At 60.3% G+C, this 21,273-nt stretch carries 10 protein-coding genes and 6 rRNA genes; 12 read left to right on the plus strand and 4 right to left on the minus strand.

The annotated features are described in order from the left end of the window. The first annotated feature begins 29 nt into the window (after positions 1–29). Both ACVWZ7_RS12350 and ACVWZ7_RS12355 read left to right on the plus strand, forming a co-directional pair. A complete protein-coding gene (locus tag ACVWZ7_RS12350; RefSeq protein WP_456508005.1) occupies positions 30–509 on the plus strand; it encodes a MarR family winged helix-turn-helix transcriptional regulator in 480 nt (159 codons plus the stop codon). A gap of 75 nt (positions 510–584) precedes the next feature. Next, the gene (locus ACVWZ7_RS12355) at positions 585–1,346 is read left to right on the plus strand and encodes an SGNH/GDSL hydrolase family protein (RefSeq protein ID WP_456508006.1); all 762 of its coding nucleotides are present in this window, start codon (positions 585–587) and stop codon (positions 1,344–1,346) included. A 17-nt stretch (positions 1,347–1,363) separates the two neighbouring features. On the opposite strand, the gene ACVWZ7_RS12360 is transcribed toward ACVWZ7_RS12355, so the two are convergent. The 3 genes from ACVWZ7_RS12360 to ACVWZ7_RS12370 are packed head-to-tail and all read right to left on the minus strand — an operon-like array spanning position 1,364 to position 4,144. Further along, positions 1,364–2,182 (minus strand): FAD:protein FMN transferase, encoded by an 819-nt coding sequence (locus ACVWZ7_RS12360; RefSeq protein WP_456508007.1) that lies wholly within the window; start codon positions 2,180–2,182, stop codon positions 1,364–1,366. Then, entirely contained in the window at positions 2,166–2,711 is a 546-nt protein-coding gene (locus ACVWZ7_RS12365) for an FMN-binding protein (RefSeq protein WP_344367383.1), read from the minus strand. Before ACVWZ7_RS12365 ends, ACVWZ7_RS12360 begins: the two co-directional genes overlap by 17 nt. Further along, positions 2,708–4,144 carry a ferredoxin reductase family protein gene (locus ACVWZ7_RS12370; protein WP_456508008.1) on the minus strand — a complete coding sequence of 479 codons (1,437 nt, stop codon included), beginning with the start codon at positions 4,142–4,144 and terminating at the stop codon, positions 2,708–2,710. The genes ACVWZ7_RS12365 and ACVWZ7_RS12370 overlap by 4 nt, the downstream gene beginning before the upstream one ends. A 502-nt stretch (positions 4,145–4,646) precedes the next feature. Between ACVWZ7_RS12370 and rpmB the strand changes: the two genes are divergently transcribed. From rpmB to rrf (ACVWZ7_RS12400), 6 genes are all read left to right on the plus strand, one after another. Next, on the plus strand, positions 4,647–4,883 hold the full coding sequence (rpmB, locus tag ACVWZ7_RS12375) for a 50S ribosomal protein L28 (protein ID WP_011693744.1): 237 nt from the start codon (positions 4,647–4,649) through the stop codon (positions 4,881–4,883). Further along, positions 4,883–5,050: a 50S ribosomal protein L33 gene (rpmG, locus tag ACVWZ7_RS12380; protein ID WP_003798558.1), complete on the plus strand. Its 168-nt coding sequence runs from the start codon at positions 4,883–4,885 to the stop codon at positions 5,048–5,050. Before rpmB ends, rpmG begins: the two co-directional genes overlap by 1 nt. A 4-nt stretch (positions 5,051–5,054) precedes the next feature. Beyond that, positions 5,055–5,360: a 30S ribosomal protein S14 gene (gene rpsN / locus ACVWZ7_RS12385; RefSeq protein WP_011693742.1), complete on the plus strand. Its 306-nt coding sequence runs from the start codon at positions 5,055–5,057 to the stop codon at positions 5,358–5,360. A 679-nt stretch (positions 5,361–6,039) separates the two neighbouring features. After that, positions 6,040–7,566 (plus strand): 16S ribosomal RNA (locus ACVWZ7_RS12390). 517 nt (positions 7,567–8,083) lie between these two features. Continuing rightward, a 23S ribosomal RNA gene (locus ACVWZ7_RS12395) occupies positions 8,084–11,210 on the plus strand. 245 nt (positions 11,211–11,455) lie between these two features. Continuing rightward, positions 11,456–11,572: ribosomal RNA gene (rrf, locus tag ACVWZ7_RS12400) — 5S ribosomal RNA — on the plus strand. The 16S, 23S and 5S rRNA genes sit together here, the layout of an rRNA operon. A gap of 168 nt (positions 11,573–11,740) precedes the next feature. Here the strand turns inward: rrf (ACVWZ7_RS12400) and ACVWZ7_RS12405 are convergent. Further along, the gene (locus tag ACVWZ7_RS12405; RefSeq protein WP_456508009.1) at positions 11,741–14,272 is read right to left on the minus strand and encodes an HAD-IC family P-type ATPase; all 2,532 of its coding nucleotides are present in this window, start codon (positions 14,270–14,272) and stop codon (positions 11,741–11,743) included. A gap of 596 nt (positions 14,273–14,868) precedes the next feature. Here ACVWZ7_RS12405 and ACVWZ7_RS12410 point away from each other — a divergent pair. From ACVWZ7_RS12410 to ACVWZ7_RS12425, 4 genes are all read left to right on the plus strand, one after another. Next, positions 14,869–16,395: ribosomal RNA gene (locus ACVWZ7_RS12410) — 16S ribosomal RNA — on the plus strand. Positions 16,396–16,912: 517 nt separating this feature from the next. Then, positions 16,913–20,039: ribosomal RNA gene (locus ACVWZ7_RS12415) — 23S ribosomal RNA — on the plus strand. Between the two features lie 245 nt (positions 20,040–20,284). Further along, positions 20,285–20,401, plus strand: a 5S ribosomal RNA gene (gene rrf / locus ACVWZ7_RS12420). 502 nt (positions 20,402–20,903) lie between these two features. Then, positions 20,904–21,191 carry an HU family DNA-binding protein gene (locus ACVWZ7_RS12425; protein ID WP_011776355.1) on the plus strand — a complete coding sequence of 96 codons (288 nt, stop codon included), beginning with the start codon at positions 20,904–20,906 and terminating at the stop codon, positions 21,189–21,191. Positions 21,192–21,273: the final 82 nt, after the last annotated feature.

The raw sequence follows: 21,273 nt of genomic DNA on the forward strand, positions 1-21,273 counted from the left end.
TCAAGCTTCAAGTCTCCTAGAATGTAGCCATGACCGAACCCCGCTGGCTCAATGCCGACGAACGCCGGGCCTGGCTGGCCCTGCTGAGCATCACTACGCTGCTGCCGGCCGCCCTGGACACCCAGCTTCATGCCGCGGGGAAGCTGTCCCTGTTCGACTACAACGTGCTGGCGATGCTCTCCGAGGCCGAGGGGCATTTCCTGCCCATGAGCGAGCTCGCCGCGCGCACCAGCGCTTCGCTGTCCCGGCTCTCCCACGTGGTCACCAAGCTGCAGAACCGCGGCTGGCTTGAGCGCCGCCCGCACCCCGGCGACGCCCGCGTCACCACAGCGCACCTGACCGACGCCGGCATGGAGACGATCGTGAAGCTCGCTCCGGGCCATGTGGAGGCTGTCCGGTCGCTCTTCCTCGACGCCTTGAGCCCCAAAGACGTCGCGGACCTGGCCCGTATCGGCGAGAATATCGTCGCCCGCCTCGACGACGATCACTGGATCCTGCGCGACAACTAAGCGCGACAATTGAGCGCGGAAGCTGGACGCGCCGCCGTCTTTGTTGCTTGCGGCAACTGCTGGCAGACTTGGTTCATGGATTTCACGTCCCGCTATGTAGCCCTTGGAGACTCGTTTACGGAAGGCGTCGGCGACGACGACCCCACCCGTCCCAACGGCGTCCGGGGCTGGGCGGATCGGGTGGCAGAGCAGCTCGGCACCGCCGATCCGGGCTTCGGCTACGCGAACCTCGCCATCCGGGGCAGGAAACTGCGCCAGATCATGGCCGAGCAGGTGGACGCCGCCGTCGCACTCAAGCCCACCCTGGTGAGCATCTACGCCGGCGCCAATGACATCCTCCGGCCCAAGATCGACATTGATGACCTGCTCGTGGAATACGACGCCGGGATCCGCAAGCTCGCGGCCACCGGCGCCACCGTGGTCATGTTCACGGGCTTCGACGCGCGCGGCTCCAAGATATTCGGCACCATGCGCGGCCGCACCGCCATCTACAACGAACTGGTGCGCGGAATCGCCGGCGACCACGGTGCCCTACTGGTCGATTACTGGCGCTTCAGCGAATACTACGACTGGGGCATGTGGGCCACGGACCGGATGCACATGTCCGCCGCCGGCCACGCGAACATGGCCAAGCGGGTCCTGACGGTCCTGGAACACGAACACTCGATTGACGTCCCGCCCATGACGCCGGTGCCGGAACTCGGCCGCGCGGACGCCATCCGCGCCAACGCCCGCTGGGTCCGTGAATTCGCCGGCCCGTGGGTTGTCCGGCGCGTCACCGGCAAGTCGTCCGGGGACGGTCTGCAGCCGAAGTACGGCCAGCTCACGCGTCTCTAAGGGGAAGACCCGGCAGTTCAGGCGCGGAATCCCGGCGTCGCGAGCAGTTCCCCGTCGCGGCGGACGGCGAGCACATCGATTTCCCAGCCGTCCGTGGCCCGGTGCAGCATCGCGGTGCCGCCCGCGACGATCGCCGTGGCCAGCACATCGGCCGTCACAATGTCCGCCGCGGCGACGGAGACCTGGGTAAACTCCGCGCCGCCGGCGCCGGCCGTCCAGATGTGGTGACCCCGCTCCGCCGAACCCGACGTCGCCAAGGCGCACCGGGCGCCGGGGCCGCCCAGCTCGAACGCGGAAAGCAGAGCCGTACGGTCCTGCGGGTCAACCACCCCTGCCGCCCAGGAGGCTCCGCTGCCCGGAACGGGCGAGCCCATCACCAGCACATCGCCCCCGGCGTTCAGGCACCAGTCGGTGATCCCTTGGGACTGCAGCGTCTCGCCTGCCTGCGCGATCGCGTAGCCCTTGATGAGCCCGGAAAGGTCCAGCACGCCGTCGGGCCGTTCCGGTGAGAACGCACCCTCCGTCATGAGCCGCCAGCCCACGGCATCCGCGTACCGGTCCCGCATCCCGGCGGACGCTTCCCGAAGCGAAAGCTCCCCGCGGGCCAGCCTGCTGGCCTCGGAAGCGGGGCGGTACAGGCTGAAGGATTCATCCAGCCGGGCAAACACCCGTTCGACGGCGGCGACGGCGGCGTCGAGTTCGTGGTCGGCGACGCCGGCCCCTCCCCCGGTGGCGATGGCGGCCCCGGCAGGAACGGTCAGACTGATGACGGTTCCCATGGAGCCAAACGTCCTGGCCTTCAAGGCCGAACCACCCAGCTTAGAGGTGGGCTGCATCGAGGGCCGCCTGCAGGGAGGAGAGGTACGCGTCGCTGGTCACCGTGGCACCGCCGATGGTCTGCACGTTCGCGGACTGGGCCTGAAGCACTTCCGATCGCAGCAGCGGCGCCGCCCGGTTGCTGATGGCGACGGACCTCCGGTCTTCATCCGTGAGCTGGAGGGCCGTTACATCGGTGATTTTCCCTCCACTGACCGTGATCTGCACCTGGACGTTCCCGAAGCGGGTCTGGCTCACGGAGCCGGCGAAGGTTCCGCCATTCCCGGCGCCGGCCGCTGAGGTGGTGGTTTCCGTCGAACCGGTGGATCCGGTTGTCCCGCTTCCGGAAGCTGCCCCGGAGGTGCTTGTGCCGGAGCTACTCCCGGACCCGCTGCCCGTGGCGGCAGACGCGCCGGTCGATCCGGTCGTTCCGGCGGAGGTGCCGATGGACGAACCTGCCGCCTCCGTCACGTGGCTGCCGGACTGCCATCCGACCAGGAGGATTCCGGCCGAAGCCAGGGTTGCTGAAACTGCTGCGCGAATTCTCACCAGTCAAACCTTTCGTAGTGAAGCTGTTCTTCCCGCACGCCTGCTGCTCGTGCGTCTTTGAGGACGTTTTGGGCCCAGGCTGCCGGTCCACAGACGTAGACGTCGGCCTCGGCGATGTTTGGTGCGTAGCTCCCCAGCCGGTATCCCGAACGGGTGGCGTCGGCGGGAAGCCACGTCTCGACGCCCGCCGGGCGGCGCCCGGTGAGGTGGTACAGGGTCGCGCCCCGGCGTTGGCAAAGGTCCATGATCTCTTTGCCCAGGTACAGCTCCTTTTCGCTGTGGCCACGCAGAATGACGGTGGCGTCGCCTGGGTTGAAAGGTGTGCTTTCCAGCAGCGCCCGGATAGGGGTGATCCCGATGCCGGCACCGATCATCACGACGTGATTCCGGCTCCTGGCCGCGGTGCTGAAGAGTCCGTAGGGGCCTTCAATGGCCACTTTTGTGCCGCGTTTCAGCCGGGCCAACTGGGACGAGCCCCTGCCGAGGTTGCGGACCGTGATCCGCAGGGAGCCGCTGGCGCCGAGCTGGACGGGCTCCGCGGAGAGGCTGAAGGGGTGCGGGTGCCACCACATGCCGGGAGCGAGGAACCGCCAGATGAAGAACCGGCCGCCGGCGCCCGTCAGTTCGTCAAGGTGACGCCCGGTCATCTCAATACTGACGACGCCGGGGGCCACCTGCACAACGCGGCTGACGCTAAGTTTGTGCCGGGTAGTGGCCACAATCGGCTCCAGAACCCGGTTATGCAGGAGCGCTGCGCCGGTACCGATGCAGGCAGCCAGCCAGTACCAGCGCTGCCAGGTGCCCGGTGCGAAGAGGCCTCCGACGCTGAACTGATGTGGGATGGACGTCAGCACTGCGGCATAGGTCAGCAGGTGGACGGCGTACCAGAACTCGTAAGGGAACCGGCGCCGGACGGCCACCAGGGAAGTGACCACGACGGCGATGAACAGAACCATGGAGATGTAGGCCAGCCACATGTCGGGGACCTGGACCCACAAGTTCACGGCCTCAGTGACGGGATCCAGCCCTTCGGCCATGCCGTAGCCGATCGCAATGAGGATCCCGTGCGCCAGCAGGAGGTACAGGGCCGGCTTGCCCAGCTTGCGGTGGAACTCCAAGGCGCGGTCATGGCCGACGGCGCCGTCAATGAAGGGAAGCCGGGCGGCCAGGAGCAGCATCAGGAGCACCAGGTCCATGCCGGCGAGACCGGCCACAATCCCCAGTGCGGTGAAGGAACCGGCGGGAGTCGAGAATCCGGATGCTCCGCCGTCGGCCAGCCACAAAGCGATGGCGCCCGCCAGGGACGCCCAAAAGAGAACAGTCAGCAGATCCGCTCTCAGCAACCGCCGCCGATGTTGCCCCTTAAAGGGGTTCACGGAGCCACGAGAGCTGCGGCGAACCTCGGGACGGGTCGTCAGAAGTTGTGTGTTCATGTATCCAGAGTCGCCCCCCTGCCTATCATTTGGCTGTGAAAATGCTTCGTCCGGCATATGACCTGGAGCGGTTCCCCTCTTTGCGCAGGAGCCCCGGCGGGCATTTTCCGGTACCCCACATGGCGGCGGATTGGTCTTTAATTAGTCGAACTCGTAGACTTGGTAGGCGCTAGGTGGCGCGGAGCGTGTGCAATTGCTCCGGTTGGCAGGACTCGTCTGAGAAATCGACGGTCGTGGCGGCCGGTAGTTAGGGGCTCAAGTTGCGCGCATTCCTGTATTCGCCCAGCATCCCGGCACTTCGCATTGGCTGTCCCACGGACCGCGACCGCCCGGTGCCCGTGGCCCACAATCTTTGCCGCAGTGAGGAAATCAGCCGGTTTGCGCCGGCTTCAGATTCCTGCGGATCTGGTGATTGGGGCGGGAGCTGGATGCGGACGCCGCCCATCGCACGGTCAGTGGGAACTCCGCTAGCCGTTTCATTTATTTTTTGAGGAGAGTCGTCATGGCAGCACACTGCCAGGTGACCGGAGCCGAGCCGGGCTTTGGACACAGCATTTCGCACTCGCACCGTCGCAACAAGCGCCGGTTCGACCCGAACATCCAGAAGAAGCGCTACTGGGTTCCGTCCCTGCGCCGTAACGTCACGCTGCAGGTCTCTGCTCGTGGCATCAAGACCATCGACGTACGTGGCATCGACGTAGTCGTCGCCGCCATCCTGGCACGAGGAGTGAAGCTCTAGTGGCAAAGGACAAGGACGTACGTCCGATCATCAAGCTGAAGTCGACCGCGGGCACGGGCTACACCTACGTGACGCGCAAGAACCGTCGTAACGACCCGGACCGCCTGGTTCTGAAGAAGTACGACCCCAAAATCCGCCAGCACGTCGAATTCCGAGAGGAGCGCTAAACACATGGCTAAGAAGTCAATGATCGCTAAGAACGAACAGCGTAAAGTCATCGTCGAGCGTTATGCTGCAAAGCGCCTCGAACTGAAGAAGGCTCTGGTTGACCCCGCTTCAACCGACGAAGCACGCGAAGCTGCACGCCTCGGCCTGCAGAAGCTGCCCCGCAACGCCTCCCCGGTACGTCTGCGTAACCGCGACATCATCGATGGCCGCCCGCGCGGTACCTTCCAGAAGTTCGGCATCTCCCGTGTTCGCTTCCGCGACATGGCTCACCGCGGTGAGCTCCCGGGCATCACGAAGTCTTCCTGGTAATTCAGCACTCCTGAAGCCAGTGGCTTGAGAAGGGCCGGCAACCGTTTGGTTGCCGGCCCTTCTTGCGTTAACGGCCCGCACCAACAGCCCGTGGCGCGCCCTTCGTCCATGCCCGCACCGCGGTGACGCAGCGCACAACCGTCATTTGCGACGCCGGGGCGCCCGGTTGGGTGCCTGGCGACCGTTTTAGGCCCGCGCCGGCGGGGTTTTTGGGGTGCTGTGGGGGTGGGTTTGCGGTGGGGGCGTGGTGGGTGTATTGTTTTCTAAGTCGCCGCGAGGGAGACCAGCGGAAATGCTGGGAACCGGAGGCGGCCAATCCCCTAAATTTCAAGGCCTGATCTGGTCGGCGTTTTGTGCGCTCCGGGTTGGGTGGGGCGGGTTGGATGGTTTGCGGGTCGCGGAAACGTTGATTTGCAAAGCGGTCCGGACTCGGGTAAGTTTGAAAAGTTGCTCCGGAGCGATCCGCGACTGTTTGTTGGTTGTGGTGGTGCCGGGTGTGTCTGTTGTTTGAGAACTCAATAGTGTGCCAAGTTTGTTGATACCAATGTATTGTATTGAATTGGTTGAATGTGCCGGGCCCGCCACCCCGTGGTGTGGTCTGGTGTTTTTAGCTGGTTTCAAATTTTGTGCAGCGTGTGCATCCCGTTTTCCCGGGGGCGCATGTTGTGTCTGTTTTTCTTCAACGGAGAGTTTGATCCTGGCTCAGGATGAACGCTGGCGGCGTGCTTAACACATGCAAGTCGAACGATGATCCGGTGCTTGCACCGGGGATTAGTGGCGAACGGGTGAGTAACACGTGAGTAACCTGCCCTTAACTCTGGGATAAGCCTGGGAAACTGGGTCTAATACCGGATATGACTCCTCATCGCATGGTGGGGGGTGGAAAGCTTTATTGTGGTTTTGGATGGACTCGCGGCCTATCAGCTTGTTGGTGAGGTAATGGCTCACCAAGGCGACGACGGGTAGCCGGCCTGAGAGGGTGACCGGCCACACTGGGACTGAGACACGGCCCAGACTCCTACGGGAGGCAGCAGTGGGGAATATTGCACAATGGGCGCAAGCCTGATGCAGCGACGCCGCGTGAGGGATGACGGCCTTCGGGTTGTAAACCTCTTTCAGTAGGGAAGAAGCGAAAGTGACGGTACCTGCAGAAGAAGCGCCGGCTAACTACGTGCCAGCAGCCGCGGTAATACGTAGGGCGCAAGCGTTATCCGGAATTATTGGGCGTAAAGAGCTCGTAGGCGGTTTGTCGCGTCTGCCGTGAAAGTCCGGGGCTCAACTCCGGATCTGCGGTGGGTACGGGCAGACTAGAGTGATGTAGGGGAGACTGGAATTCCTGGTGTAGCGGTGAAATGCGCAGATATCAGGAGGAACACCGATGGCGAAGGCAGGTCTCTGGGCATTAACTGACGCTGAGGAGCGAAAGCATGGGGAGCGAACAGGATTAGATACCCTGGTAGTCCATGCCGTAAACGTTGGGCACTAGGTGTGGGGGACATTCCACGTTTTCCGCGCCGTAGCTAACGCATTAAGTGCCCCGCCTGGGGAGTACGGCCGCAAGGCTAAAACTCAAAGGAATTGACGGGGGCCCGCACAAGCGGCGGAGCATGCGGATTAATTCGATGCAACGCGAAGAACCTTACCAAGGCTTGACATGGGCCGGACCGGGCTGGAAACAGTCCTTCCCCTTTGGGGCCGGTTCACAGGTGGTGCATGGTTGTCGTCAGCTCGTGTCGTGAGATGTTGGGTTAAGTCCCGCAACGAGCGCAACCCTCGTTCCATGTTGCCAGCGCGTAATGGCGGGGACTCATGGGAGACTGCCGGGGTCAACTCGGAGGAAGGTGGGGACGACGTCAAATCATCATGCCCCTTATGTCTTGGGCTTCACGCATGCTACAATGGCCGGTACAAAGGGTTGCGATACTGTGAGGTGGAGCTAATCCCAAAAAGCCGGTCTCAGTTCGGATTGGGGTCTGCAACTCGACCCCATGAAGTCGGAGTCGCTAGTAATCGCAGATCAGCAACGCTGCGGTGAATACGTTCCCGGGCCTTGTACACACCGCCCGTCAAGTCACGAAAGTTGGTAACACCCGAAGCCGGTGGCCTAACCCCTTGTGGGAGGGAGCTGTCGAAGGTGGGACTGGCGATTGGGACTAAGTCGTAACAAGGTAGCCGTACCGGAAGGTGCGGCTGGATCACCTCCTTTCTAAGGAGCGCCTACAACCACCGTGCCTCATGCATTTGAGTGTGGCGGGGTTGTCAGGAGTACGCCCGTTGCGCAGACGCAAGTTCTGCGGCGGGTGCTCACGGGTGGAATATCAACAAATAGGTGCCTGGCGGCACGTGCCGGCAGCAAGTACGAACGGGGTCCCTTCGGGGGTTCCTGTTCTGGAACGCTCGCCGGTGTGGACTGCGGGGTAGTGTTTGGCACACTGTTGGGTCCTGAGACAACAGGACCGGGTGGTTGCGGCTTTGGCCGTGATTGTTCCGGGACTTGTGTTTCTGGTTTCCTGGCTGCATCGATCATGCATGTTCGGCCCGTGTGGGTTGTGTGTGTGGGGTGTGTGGTACGGGGTTGTTGTTTGAGAACTACATAGTGGACGCGAGCATCTTTTATAAGAAGCAATTTCCAAGAATATGAACCTGGATCTGTCGCTGTTGTCCTTCGGGGCGGTGGTGGTGGTTTTCATGGTTCTCTCGAAAATTTCTGATTGATCTTTTGTGGTCAAGTTTTTAAGAGCACACGGTGGATGCCTTGGCATTAGGAGCCGAAGAAGGACGTAGGAATCTGCGATAAGCCTGGGGGAGTCGATAACCGGACTGTGATCCCAGGGTGTCCGAATGGGGAAACCCCGCCAGGGGCGCGAGCTGCCTGGTGACCCGCATCTGAACACATAGGGTGCGTGGAGGGAACGCGGGGAAGTGAAACATCTCAGTACCCGCAGGAAGAGAAAACAATAGTGATTCCGTTAGTAGTGGCGAGCGAACGCGGATCAGGCTAAACCGTTCCATGTGTGATAGCCGGCGGGCGTTGCATGGTCGGGGTTGTGGGACTTTCCATACCAGTTCTGCCGGGCTGGTGAGGTGTGATGTGCAGGCATAGGTGAACGGTCTTGAAAGGCCGGCCGTAGAGGGTGTGAGCCCCGTAACCGAAATGTTGTGTACCGCCTGGTGAAGTATCCCAAGTAGCACGGGGCCCGAGAAATCCCGTGCGAATCTGTCAGGACCACCTGATAAGCCTAAATACTCCCTAATGACCGATAGCGGACCAGTACCGTGAGGGAAAGGTGAAAAGTACCCCGGGAGGGGAGTGAAACAGTACCTGAAACCGTGTGCTTACAATCCGTCGGAGCCAGTCTGATTCTGGTGACGGCGTGCCTTTTGAAGAATGAGCCTGCGAGTTAGTGTTACGTCGCGAGGTTAACCCGTGTGGGGAAGCCGTAGCGAAAGCGAGTCTGAACAGGGCGTTGCAGTGGCGTGATCTAGACCCGAAGCGAAGTGATCTACCCATGGCCAGGTTGAAGCGACGGTAAGACGTCGTGGAGGACCGAACCCACTTCAGTTGAAAATGGAGGGGATGAGCTGTGGGTAGGGGTGAAAGGCCAATCAAACTTCGTGATAGCTGGTTCTCCCCGAAATGCATTTAGGTGCAGCGTTGCGTGTTTCTTACCGGAGGTAGAGCTACTGGATGGCTAATGGGCCCTACAAGGTTACTGACGTCAGCCAAACTCCGAATGCCGGTAAGTGAGAGCGCAGCAGTGAGACTGTGGGGGATAAGCTTCATAGTCGAGAGGGAAACAGCCCAGACCACCAACTAAGGCCCCTAAGCGTGTGCTAAGTGGGAAAGGATGTGGAGTTGCGAAGACAACCAGGAGGTTGGCTTAGAAGCAGCCATCCTTAAAAGAGTGCGTAATAGCTCACTGGTCAAGTGATTCCGCGCCGACAATGTAGCGGGGCTCAAGTACACCGCCGAAGTTGTGGCATTCAGATATTAGCTAAGCCCTTGTGGTTCAGGCGTCTGGATGGGTAGGGGAGCGTCGTGTGGGCGGTGAAGTCGCGGTGTAAACCAGCGGTGGAGCCTACACGAGTGAGAATGCAGGCATGAGTAGCGAAAGACGGGTGAGAAACCCGTCCGCCGAATGATCAAGGGTTCCAGGGTCAAGCTAATCTGCCCTGGGTAAGTCGGGACCTAAGGCGAGGCCGACAGGCGTAGTCGATGGACAACGGGTTGATATTCCCGTACCGGCGAAAAACCGCCCATGTTGAACAGGGGATACTAACCGCCCGAGACCTGCCCGATCACCCTTTGGGTGTGAGGGTTTTGGTGGAGCGCGGGACCTGATCCTGGGAGGCAAGCGTATTAACAGGTGTGACGCAGGAAGGTAGCCGAGCCGGGCGATGGTTGTCCCGGTCTAAGGATGTAGGGCGAACGGTAGGCAAATCCGCCGTTCATGATGCCTGAGATCTGACGGGACCCCCGTAGGGGGGGATTCGGTGATCCTATGCTGCCGAGAAAAGCATCGACGCGAGGTTTTAGCCGCCCGTACCCCAAACCGACACAGGTGATCAGGTAGAGAATACTAAGGCGATCGAGAGAATTATGGTTAAGGAACTCGGCAAAATGCCCCCGTAACTTCGGGAGAAGGGGGGCCCCAACCTTGAACACCACACGCTGGTGGGAGGGGATCGGGGCCGCAGAGACCAGGGGGAAGCGACTGTTTACTAAAAACACAGGTCCGTGCGAAGTCGCAAGACGATGTATACGGACTGACTCCTGCCCGGTGCTGGAAGGTTAAGAGGACCGGTTAGCCGCAAGGCGAAGCTGAGAATTTAAGCCCCAGTAAACGGCGGTGGTAACTATAACCATCCTAAGGTAGCGAAATTCCTTGTCGGGTAAGTTCCGACCTGCACGAATGGAGTAACGACTTCCCCGCTGTCTCAACCATAAACTCGGCGAAATTGCAGTACGAGTAAAGATGCTCGTTACGCGCAGCAGGACGGAAAGACCCCGAGACCTTTACTATAGTTTGGTATTGGTGTTCGGAGTGGCTTGTGTAGGATAGGTGGGAGACGTTGAAGCCCGGACGCCAGTTCGGGTGGAGTCATCGTTGAAATACCACTCTGGTCACTTTGGACATCTAACTTCGGCCCGTAATCCGGGTCAGGGACAGTGCCTGATGGGTAGTTTAACTGGGGCGGTTGCCTCCTAAAAAGTAACGGAGGCGCCCAAAGGTTCCCTCAGCCTGGTTGGCAATCAGGTGTCGAGTGTAAGTGCACAAGGGAGCTTGACTGTGAGAGAGACATCTCGAGCAGGGACGAAAGTCGGGACTAGTGATCCGGCGGTACATTGTGGAATGGCCGTCGCTCAACGGATAAAAGGTACCTCGGGGATAACAGGCTGATCTTGCCCAAGAGTCCATATCGACGGCATGGTTTGGCACCTCGATGTCGGCTCGTCGCATCCTGGGGCTGGAGTAGGTCCCAAGGGTTGGGCTGTTCGCCCATTAAAGCGGTACGCGAGCTGGGTTTAGAACGTCGTGAGACAGTTCGGTCCCTATCCGCTGCGCGCGCAGGAAATTTGAGAAGGGCTGTCCTTAGTACGAGAGGACCGGGACGGACGAACCTCTGGTGTGTCAGTTGTACTGCCAAGTGCACCGCTGATTAGCTACGTTCGGATGGGATAACCGCTGAAAGCATCTAAGCGGGAAGCTCGCTTCGAGATGAGATTTCCATACACCTTGTGTGTGAGAGGCCCCCAGCCAGACCACTGGGTTGATAGGCCGGATGTGGAAGCGAGGACTAACGACTCGTGAAGCTGACCGGTACTAATAGGCCGATAACTTACACCACACACTCTTCCCGCGAACCCGTTTCAAAAGGGGTTCGCACCACGGGGAGGGTACAAAGAAACAAGACTGCTTGCGTCCACTATGTGGTTCCCAACCAACAAACCCGTACCCGCGGCACGTTGCAACAGGAACAAAACCACAACAACATACACAACACCACAACTGCACCAGCAACACCGGTGCAGCAGGTTGTAACCACAGTTTTCCCCGCCACACCCCCCAGGGTGAAGGCGGCGGAGCAAGGGTTACGGCGGTCATAGCGTGGGGGAAACGCCCGGTCCCATTCCGAACCCGGAAGCTAAGACCCACAGCGCCGATGGTACTGCACCCGGGAGGGTGTGGGAGAGTAGGTCACCGCCGGAACACCATTACAGGTCGAGGACCCCCAACCACAGGTTGGGGGTCCTCCCGCATTTAACCAACAAAACCCATCACCTGAGACATCACACACCCCGCGACCCACCCACACCACCGGCACACCCCCCGGGGGACCTCCCTCACCTGTGGAACGTCCGCGGGCGGGACTCTCCTTCACTTCCGGCCCAGCCCCTGCACCGGGAAGGCGCGGGCGTGGACCCGGGCCAGAACCTCGACTCCGAGGCCCCCGGCGGCCCCGCATGCCACCGCCGCGAGCAACAACCCGCCCGGAGGCCGTGAGAGCAGGAAGAACTCTTGCGCGAGCGGCAGGTTGAGCAGGGCCACCAAGGAGGCGCTCATGGCCACCACCACAGCAAGACGCCCTGCATTGAGGGGCCGGGACACAGCCGAGAGGATCCACAGCCCAACGATGGACAGCGTCAGCACCGAGGCGCTGCTGACTTGTTCTGGCGTCGCCGTGCCGGACAGCGGCGCCAGGGCATTGAGCGTGAGCAGCGAGGCCGTCACGATAAGTCCTGCCGGCACGGAGAACCAGAGGGCCCGGCGCAGGAATCCAGGCTGGTAGCGGCGCGGGTTCGGCATGAGCGCCAAAAAGAACGCCGGGATTCCGATTGTCAGGCCGTCAGTGAAGGACAGCTGGCGGGGAAGGAAGGGGAACTTCCAGTCCAGGAGCCCGAACGTCACTGCGATAGCCGTCGCGTAGACGGTCTTGCTCAGGAAGAGGCTCGAGACGCGTTCGATATTGGCGATCACCTGCCGGCCTTCAGCAAGGACCCCGGGAAGTCGGTCGAAGCGGCCGTCGAGCAACACCAGACGCGCCACGGCCTTTGTTGCGGGCGCCGCGGAGTCCATGGCGATGCCAAGGTCGGCTGTCTTCAGCGCAAGGGCATCGTTGACGCCGTCGCCGGTCATTGCCACGGTGTGTCCCCGGCGTTGCAGCGCCTCGACCATAGCCCTCTTCTGGGCCGGAGTCACCCGACCAAAAACCATGTTCGACTCCATCACTTCCTCCAGGTGCAACGGATCCTCGGGGAGTGAGCGTGCGTCGAAGCCCTCCGTGACCTCCAGGCCAATCCGGCGCGCAATGGCGGCAACGGTCCGGGGATCATCGCCGGAGATGATCTTCAAACCGACGCCCTCGTCGCGGAAGAACTTGAGGGTCTCCCGGGCATCGGCGCGGGGCTGTTCCCGGAACGTCAGCAGGGCCACAGGATGGAGGGACCCCGGCAGCTCCTCCAGCTTCCCATTGCTCGGCAACTGATCAGCGCGGGCCAGAAGCAGCGTCCGTAGCCCTGTCTCAGCCAGTTCGCCGGCCTGACGCAAGATGTCGCCCCGGCTGGGTTCGTTGCTCTGGGGCGGGACGGCGCCGTCGGGAGCAGAGACCGGGGACGTCTCAAGTCTGGGCGAGTCCTCCCCCTGCACAAGCATCATCTCCGGCGCTCCGAGAATCCAGGTGCGCGCCGCACGCGTGCGCCCGTTGAAGCTGACTCCGCTCCACTTCCGGGCGGAGGAAAACGGCACTGACCGCACCGGCTGCAGGCTGCCGTCGTACTCAAAAGCCGTACTCAGGCAGCGTGCCGTGGCGTTTGCCTCGGGCTCTGCGCCAAACCATGCCAGGACCTGCTCCCATCCCGGTTGCGGCGCCAACGGGTGGACGGCATCGAAGACCAGCCCTCCCTCTGTGAGGGTTCCGGTCTTGTCCATGCACAGTACGTCTACGCGTGCCAGTCCCTCGACAGCGGCGAGCTCCTGGATCAGCACATTGTGACCGGCCAGCCGGAGCCCGCCCACGGCGAAAGCCACGCTCGTGAGCAGTACGAGTCCCAGCGGGACGATCGCGATCATGCTGGCAATGAGGCCCACCAGAGCCGGCGTCCAGGCACCGGTGGAATAGGCGGTCTGCCAGCCGCCGCGCGCCTGGATCTCGCCGTTGATCACGAGGATGGCCACCGGCAGCAGGATCCAGGCAATCCAGCGCAGTACGCGGTTAAGGCTGTTGCGGATCTCGGAGTTCACCAGCGAGAACCGACGCGCATCGACCGTCAGTCGGCTCGCGAACGACTCCGCCCCTACCCGGACAACCCGGGCAGTGCCGTGGCCGGCCACGACGATCGATCCGGAGAGCACTTCCGTCCCCGCGTCCTTGTCCACGGGGTCTGCTTCGCCCGTGAGGAGCGATTCGTCCACCTCGAGGCCGGACGACTCGAGTACTGCGGCGTCGGCAGTGACCTGGTCCCCTGCCCGCAACACCAGGACGTCGTCCCTCACGACGTCGGCCGTGGCGATGTCGTGGATCTGACCCTCGCGCAACACCCTTGCCAGCGGGGCGTTGAGAACAGCCAACCGGTCCAAGGACTTCTTCGCCCTGTATTCCTCGACAACGCCGATCACGGCGTTGCTGACGGCGGCGAGGCCGAACAGTGCGTCTTGCCATTGTCCCAAGAGCAGTAGCAGCAGGAAGCTCGTGCCGACGATTGCGTTGAAGAGCGTGAAGACGTTGGCCCGGAAGATCTGCCACAGGCTCCGGCTGGTGGTGTCCGGGACGCGGTTTGTCAGCCCGTGCTCGACCCGCGTGGCCACCTCGCCCTGTGACAGGCCGGTGACGGTCGGCTGGCGTTTGGTGGCCGTCCGGGAGGCACGCCGATGGAGAAAGGCTCGTCTCCTGCGCCGGCGGTATGCCCTCACCCTCCGATGGTATCCGGCGTTGCGTCAGGATGTGACGGAGGGTACAGAACTGAAGAACGACGCCGGGTCGCTATTTTCGGGGTCCATGCCCCGGTTCGCCCCGGATTTCCGGGCCAGACGCCCCGAGGACCGTGCTGTGGGGGTGGGTTTGCGGTGGGGGCGTGGTGGGTGTATTGTTTTCTAAGTCGCCGCGAGGGAGACCAGCGGAAATGCTGGGAACCGGAGGCGGCCAATCCCCTAAATTTCAAGGCCTGATCTGGTCGGCGTTTTGTGCGCTCCGGGTTGGGTGGGGCGGGTTGGATGGTTTGCGGGTCGCGGAAACGTTGATTTGCAAAGCGGTCCGGACTCGGGTAAGTTTGAAAAGTTGCTCCGGAGCGATCCGCGACTGTTTGTTGGTTGTGGTGGTGCCGGGTGTGTCTGTTGTTTGAGAACTCAATAGTGTGCCAAGTTTGTTGATACCAATTTATTGTATTGAATTGGTTGAATGTGCCGGGCCCGCCACCCCGTGGTGTGGTCTGGTGTTTTTAGCTGGTTTCAAATTTTGTGCAGCGTGTGCATCCCGTTTTCCCGGGGGCGCATGTTGTGTCTGTTTTTCTTCAACGGAGAGTTTGATCCTGGCTCAGGATGAACGCTGGCGGCGTGCTTAACACATGCAAGTCGAACGATGATCCGGTGCTTGCACCGGGGATTAGTGGCGAACGGGTGAGTAACACGTGAGTAACCTGCCCTTAACTCTGGGATAAGCCTGGGAAACTGGGTCTAATACCGGATATGACTCCTCATCGCATGGTGGGGGGTGGAAAGCTTTATTGTGGTTTTGGATGGACTCGCGGCCTATCAGCTTGTTGGTGAGGTAATGGCTCACCAAGGCGACGACGGGTAGCCGGCCTGAGAGGGTGACCGGCCACACTGGGACTGAGACACGGCCCAGACTCCTACGGGAGGCAGCAGTGGGGAATATTGCACAATGGGCGCAAGCCTGATGCAGCGACGCCGCGTGAGGGATGACGGCCTTCGGGTTGTAAACCTCTTTCAGTAGGGAAGAAGCGAAAGTGACGGTACCTGCAGAAGAAGCGCCGGCTAACTACGTGCCAGCAGCCGCGGTAATACGTAGGGCGCAAGCGTTATCCGGAATTATTGGGCGTAAAGAGCTCGTAGGCGGTTTGTCGCGTCTGCCGTGAAAGTCCGGGGCTCAACTCCGGATCTGCGGTGGGTACGGGCAGACTAGAGTGATGTAGGGGAGACTGGAATTCCTGGTGTAGCGGTGAAATGCGCAGATATCAGGAGGAACACCGATGGCGAAGGCAGGTCTCTGGGCATTAACTGACGCTGAGGAGCGAAAGCATGGGGAGCGAACAGGATTAGATACCCTGGTAGTCCATGCCGTAAACGTTGGGCACTAGGTGTGGGGGACATTCCACGTTTTCCGCGCCGTAGCTAACGCATTAAGTGCCCCGCCTGGGGAGTACGGCCGCAAGGCTAAAACTCAAAGGAATTGACGGGGGCCCGCACAAGCGGCGGAGCATGCGGATTAATTCGATGCAACGCGAAGAACCTTACCAAGGCTTGACATGGGCCGGACCGGGCTGGAAACAGTCCTTCCCCTTTGGGGCCGGTTCACAGGTGGTGCATGGTTGTCGTCAGCTCGTGTCGTGAGATGTTGGGTTAAGTCCCGCAACGAGCGCAACCCTCGTTCCATGTTGCCAGCGCGTAATGGCGGGGACTCATGGGAGACTGCCGGGGTCAACTCGGAGGAAGGTGGGGACGACGTCAAATCATCATGCCCCTTATGTCTTGGGCTTCACGCATGCTACAATGGCCGGTACAAAGGGTTGCGATACTGTGAGGTGGAGCTAATCCCAAAAAGCCGGTCTCAGTTCGGATTGGGGTCTGCAACTCGACCCCATGAAGTCGGAGTCGCTAGTAATCGCAGATCAGCAACGCTGCGGTGAATACGTTCCCGGGCCTTGTACACACCGCCCGTCAAGTCACGAAAGTTGGTAACACCCGAAGCCGGTGGCCTAACCCCTTGTGGGAGGGAGCTGTCGAAGGTGGGACTGGCGATTGGGACTAAGTCGTAACAAGGTAGCCGTACCGGAAGGTGCGGCTGGATCACCTCCTTTCTAAGGAGCGCCTACAACCACCGTGCCTCATGCATTTGAGTGTGGCGGGGTTGTCAGGAGTACGCCCGTTGCGCAGACGCAAGTTCTGCGGCGGGTGCTCACGGGTGGAATATCAACAAATAGGTGCCTGGCGGCACGTGCCGGCAGCAAGTACGAACGGGGTCCCTTCGGGGGTTCCTGTTCTGGAACGCTCGCCGGTGTGGACTGCGGGGTAGTGTTTGGCACACTGTTGGGTCCTGAGACAACAGGACCGGGTGGTTGCGGCTTTGGCCGTGATTGTTCCGGGACTTGTGTTTCTGGTTTCCTGGCTGCATCGATCATGCATGTTCGGCCCGTGTGGGTTGTGTGTGTGGGGTGTGTGGTACGGGGTTGTTGTTTGAGAACTACATAGTGGACGCGAGCATCTTTTATAAGAAGCAATTTCCAAGAATATGAACCTGGATCTGTCGCTGTTGTCCTTCGGGGCGGTGGTGGTGGTTTTCATGGTTCTCTCGAAAATTTCTGATTGATCTTTTGTGGTCAAGTTTTTAAGAGCACACGGTGGATGCCTTGGCATTAGGAGCCGAAGAAGGACGTAGGAATCTGCGATAAGCCTGGGGGAGTCGATAACCGGACTGTGATCCCAGGGTGTCCGAATGGGGAAACCCCGCCAGGGGCGCGAGCTGCCTGGTGACCCGCATCTGAACACATAGGGTGCGTGGAGGGAACGCGGGGAAGTGAAACATCTCAGTACCCGCAGGAAGAGAAAACAATAGTGATTCCGTTAGTAGTGGCGAGCGAACGCGGATCAGGCTAAACCGTTCCATGTGTGATAGCCGGCGGGCGTTGCATGGTCGGGGTTGTGGGACTTTCCATACCAGTTCTGCCGGGCTGGTGAGGTGTGATGTGCAGGCATAGGTGAACGGTCTTGAAAGGCCGGCCGTAGAGGGTGTGAGCCCCGTAACCGAAATGTTGTGTACCGCCTGGTGAAGTATCCCAAGTAGCACGGGGCCCGAGAAATCCCGTGCGAATCTGTCAGGACCACCTGATAAGCCTAAATACTCCCTAATGACCGATAGCGGACCAGTACCGTGAGGGAAAGGTGAAAAGTACCCCGGGAGGGGAGTGAAACAGTACCTGAAACCGTGTGCTTACAATCCGTCGGAGCCAGTCTGATTCTGGTGACGGCGTGCCTTTTGAAGAATGAGCCTGCGAGTTAGTGTTACGTCGCGAGGTTAACCCGTGTGGGGAAGCCGTAGCGAAAGCGAGTCTGAACAGGGCGTTGCAGTGGCGTGATCTAGACCCGAAGCGAAGTGATCTACCCATGGCCAGGTTGAAGCGACGGTAAGACGTCGTGGAGGACCGAACCCACTTCAGTTGAAAATGGAGGGGATGAGCTGTGGGTAGGGGTGAAAGGCCAATCAAACTTCGTGATAGCTGGTTCTCCCCGAAATGCATTTAGGTGCAGCGTTGCGTGTTTCTTACCGGAGGTAGAGCTACTGGATGGCTAATGGGCCCTACAAGGTTACTGACGTCAGCCAAACTCCGAATGCCGGTAAGTGAGAGCGCAGCAGTGAGACTGTGGGGGATAAGCTTCATAGTCGAGAGGGAAACAGCCCAGACCACCAACTAAGGCCCCTAAGCGTGTGCTAAGTGGGAAAGGATGTGGAGTTGCGAAGACAACCAGGAGGTTGGCTTAGAAGCAGCCATCCTTAAAAGAGTGCGTAATAGCTCACTGGTCAAGTGATTCCGCGCCGACAATGTAGCGGGGCTCAAGTACACCGCCGAAGTTGTGGCATTCAGATATTAGCTAAGCCCTTGTGGTTCAGGCGTCTGGATGGGTAGGGGAGCGTCGTGTGGGCGGTGAAGTCGCGGTGTAAACCAGCGGTGGAGCCTACACGAGTGAGAATGCAGGCATGAGTAGCGAAAGACGGGTGAGAAACCCGTCCGCCGAATGATCAAGGGTTCCAGGGTCAAGCTAATCTGCCCTGGGTAAGTCGGGACCTAAGGCGAGGCCGACAGGCGTAGTCGATGGACAACGGGTTGATATTCCCGTACCGGCGAAAAACCGCCCATGTTGAACAGGGGATACTAACCGCCCGAGACCTGCCCGATCACCCTTTGGGTGTGAGGGTTTTGGTGGAGCGCGGGACCTGATCCTGGGAGGCAAGCGTATTAACAGGTGTGACGCAGGAAGGTAGCCGAGCCGGGCGATGGTTGTCCCGGTCTAAGGATGTAGGGCGAACGGTAGGCAAATCCGCCGTTCATGATGCCTGAGATCTGACGGGACCCCCGTAGGGGGGGATTCGGTGATCCTATGCTGCCGAGAAAAGCATCGACGCGAGGTTTTAGCCGCCCGTACCCCAAACCGACACAGGTGATCAGGTAGAGAATACTAAGGCGATCGAGAGAATTATGGTTAAGGAACTCGGCAAAATGCCCCCGTAACTTCGGGAGAAGGGGGGCCCCAACCTTGAACACCACACGCTGGTGGGAGGGGATCGGGGCCGCAGAGACCAGGGGGAAGCGACTGTTTACTAAAAACACAGGTCCGTGCGAAGTCGCAAGACGATGTATACGGACTGACTCCTGCCCGGTGCTGGAAGGTTAAGAGGACCGGTTAGCCGCAAGGCGAAGCTGAGAATTTAAGCCCCAGTAAACGGCGGTGGTAACTATAACCATCCTAAGGTAGCGAAATTCCTTGTCGGGTAAGTTCCGACCTGCACGAATGGAGTAACGACTTCCCCGCTGTCTCAACCATAAACTCGGCGAAATTGCAGTACGAGTAAAGATGCTCGTTACGCGCAGCAGGACGGAAAGACCCCGAGACCTTTACTATAGTTTGGTATTGGTGTTCGGAGTGGCTTGTGTAGGATAGGTGGGAGACGTTGAAGCCCGGACGCCAGTTCGGGTGGAGTCATCGTTGAAATACCACTCTGGTCACTTTGGACATCTAACTTCGGCCCGTAATCCGGGTCAGGGACAGTGCCTGATGGGTAGTTTAACTGGGGCGGTTGCCTCCTAAAAAGTAACGGAGGCGCCCAAAGGTTCCCTCAGCCTGGTTGGCAATCAGGTGTCGAGTGTAAGTGCACAAGGGAGCTTGACTGTGAGAGAGACATCTCGAGCAGGGACGAAAGTCGGGACTAGTGATCCGGCGGTACATTGTGGAATGGCCGTCGCTCAACGGATAAAAGGTACCTCGGGGATAACAGGCTGATCTTGCCCAAGAGTCCATATCGACGGCATGGTTTGGCACCTCGATGTCGGCTCGTCGCATCCTGGGGCTGGAGTAGGTCCCAAGGGTTGGGCTGTTCGCCCATTAAAGCGGTACGCGAGCTGGGTTTAGAACGTCGTGAGACAGTTCGGTCCCTATCCGCTGCGCGCGCAGGAAATTTGAGAAGGGCTGTCCTTAGTACGAGAGGACCGGGACGGACGAACCTCTGGTGTGTCAGTTGTACTGCCAAGTGCACCGCTGATTAGCTACGTTCGGATGGGATAACCGCTGAAAGCATCTAAGCGGGAAGCTCGCTTCGAGATGAGATTTCCATACACCTTGTGTGTGAGAGGCCCCCAGCCAGACCACTGGGTTGATAGGCCGGATGTGGAAGCGAGGACTAACGACTCGTGAAGCTGACCGGTACTAATAGGCCGATAACTTACACCACACACTCTTCCCGCGAACCCGTTTCAAAAGGGGTTCGCACCACGGGGAGGGTACAAAGAAACAAGACTGCTTGCGTCCACTATGTGGTTCCCAACCAACAAACCCGTACCCGCGGCACGTTGCAACAGGAACAAAACCACAACAACATACACAACACCACAACTGCACCAGCAACACCGGTGCAGCAGGTTGTAACCACAGTTTTCCCCGCCACACCCCCCAGGGTGAAGGCGGCGGAGCAAGGGTTACGGCGGTCATAGCGTGGGGGAAACGCCCGGTCCCATTCCGAACCCGGAAGCTAAGACCCACAGCGCCGATGGTACTGCACCCGGGAGGGTGTGGGAGAGTAGGTCACCGCCGGAACACCATTCAGGTCGAGGACCCCCAACCACCAGGTTGGGGGTCCTCCCGCATTTAACCAACAAAACCCATCACCTGAGACATCACACACCCCGCGACCCACCCCCACCACCGGCACACCCCCGGGACGTGAGCGAGGAGCGCGCCGGCACTGCAGGACGTGCGGGAGCACCGCAGCGATCCCTGTCAGACGTGCGAGAGCGTCGGAATGGGAACAAGGCCCGCAGACTGCCCGGATACCGGCCTGGCCGTGCCACCAGGGGTTGGCAAGTCCGGCAGCACGGACGGCGACGGACTGCGGTGAAAACGGCACTGATGGAGGGGCGTCCGCTCTCGGCGCAATTTGACCGCGATCGGCGTCGAATCCAGTGATTTTCCCCAAAAAACGCCGAAAACACGCGGAATTTGCCACCTCGGCGGCGCCAAGCTGGTAAGTTTTCGAACAGTGGTTTGTACGCATGCCGTGTGCAGGCTCCAGAAATCATGACCGTCCAGGAGGACATAAATGGCTAAGAACCGTAGTGAACTTGTTGCAGAGGTAGCGGGCAAGGCCGGCACCAGCCAGGCAGCAGTCAACTCCGTGCTCGACGCACTGTTCGAGGTCTTCGAGACCTCTGTCGCCGCGGGCGAGAAGATCACCATCCCGGGCTGGCTCGCAGTCGAGCGTACCGACCGTGCAGCTCGCACCGGCCGCAACCCGCAGACCGGCGAGACCATCCAGATTGCCGCTGGCCACAGCGTCAAGCTGACCGCCGGCTCCAAGCTGAAGGCTGCAGTCGCCAAGAAGAAGTAGTCTTCTTCTTGCGCTTGAAAGGAGCGGCAACCCTCGGGTTGCCGCTCCTTTTGCGTCCGCACCCGGTTCGCCAGATTTGTTT

This window comes from Arthrobacter sp. TE12232 (assembly GCF_054062615.1).

Excerpts from the sequence above, each read along its gene's own strand:
- ACVWZ7_RS12350 (WP_456508005.1), top strand. The coding sequence starts at position 30 with ATGACCGAACCCCGCTGGCTCAATGCCGACGAACGCCGGGCCTGGCTG.
- ACVWZ7_RS12355 (WP_456508006.1), top strand. The coding sequence starts at position 585 with ATGGATTTCACGTCCCGCTATGTAGCCCTTGGAGACTCGTTTACGGAA.
- ACVWZ7_RS12360 (WP_456508007.1), bottom strand. The coding sequence starts at position 2,182 with ATGCAGCCCACCTCTAAGCTGGGTGGTTCGGCCTTGAAGGCCAGGACG.
- ACVWZ7_RS12370 (WP_456508008.1), bottom strand. The coding sequence starts at position 4,144 with ATGAACACACAACTTCTGACGACCCGTCCCGAGGTTCGCCGCAGCTCT.
- rpmB (WP_011693744.1), top strand. The coding sequence starts at position 4,647 with ATGGCAGCACACTGCCAGGTGACCGGAGCCGAGCCGGGCTTTGGACAC.
- rpsN (WP_011693742.1), top strand. The coding sequence starts at position 5,055 with ATGGCTAAGAAGTCAATGATCGCTAAGAACGAACAGCGTAAAGTCATC.
- ACVWZ7_RS12425 (WP_011776355.1), top strand. The coding sequence starts at position 20,904 with ATGGCTAAGAACCGTAGTGAACTTGTTGCAGAGGTAGCGGGCAAGGCC.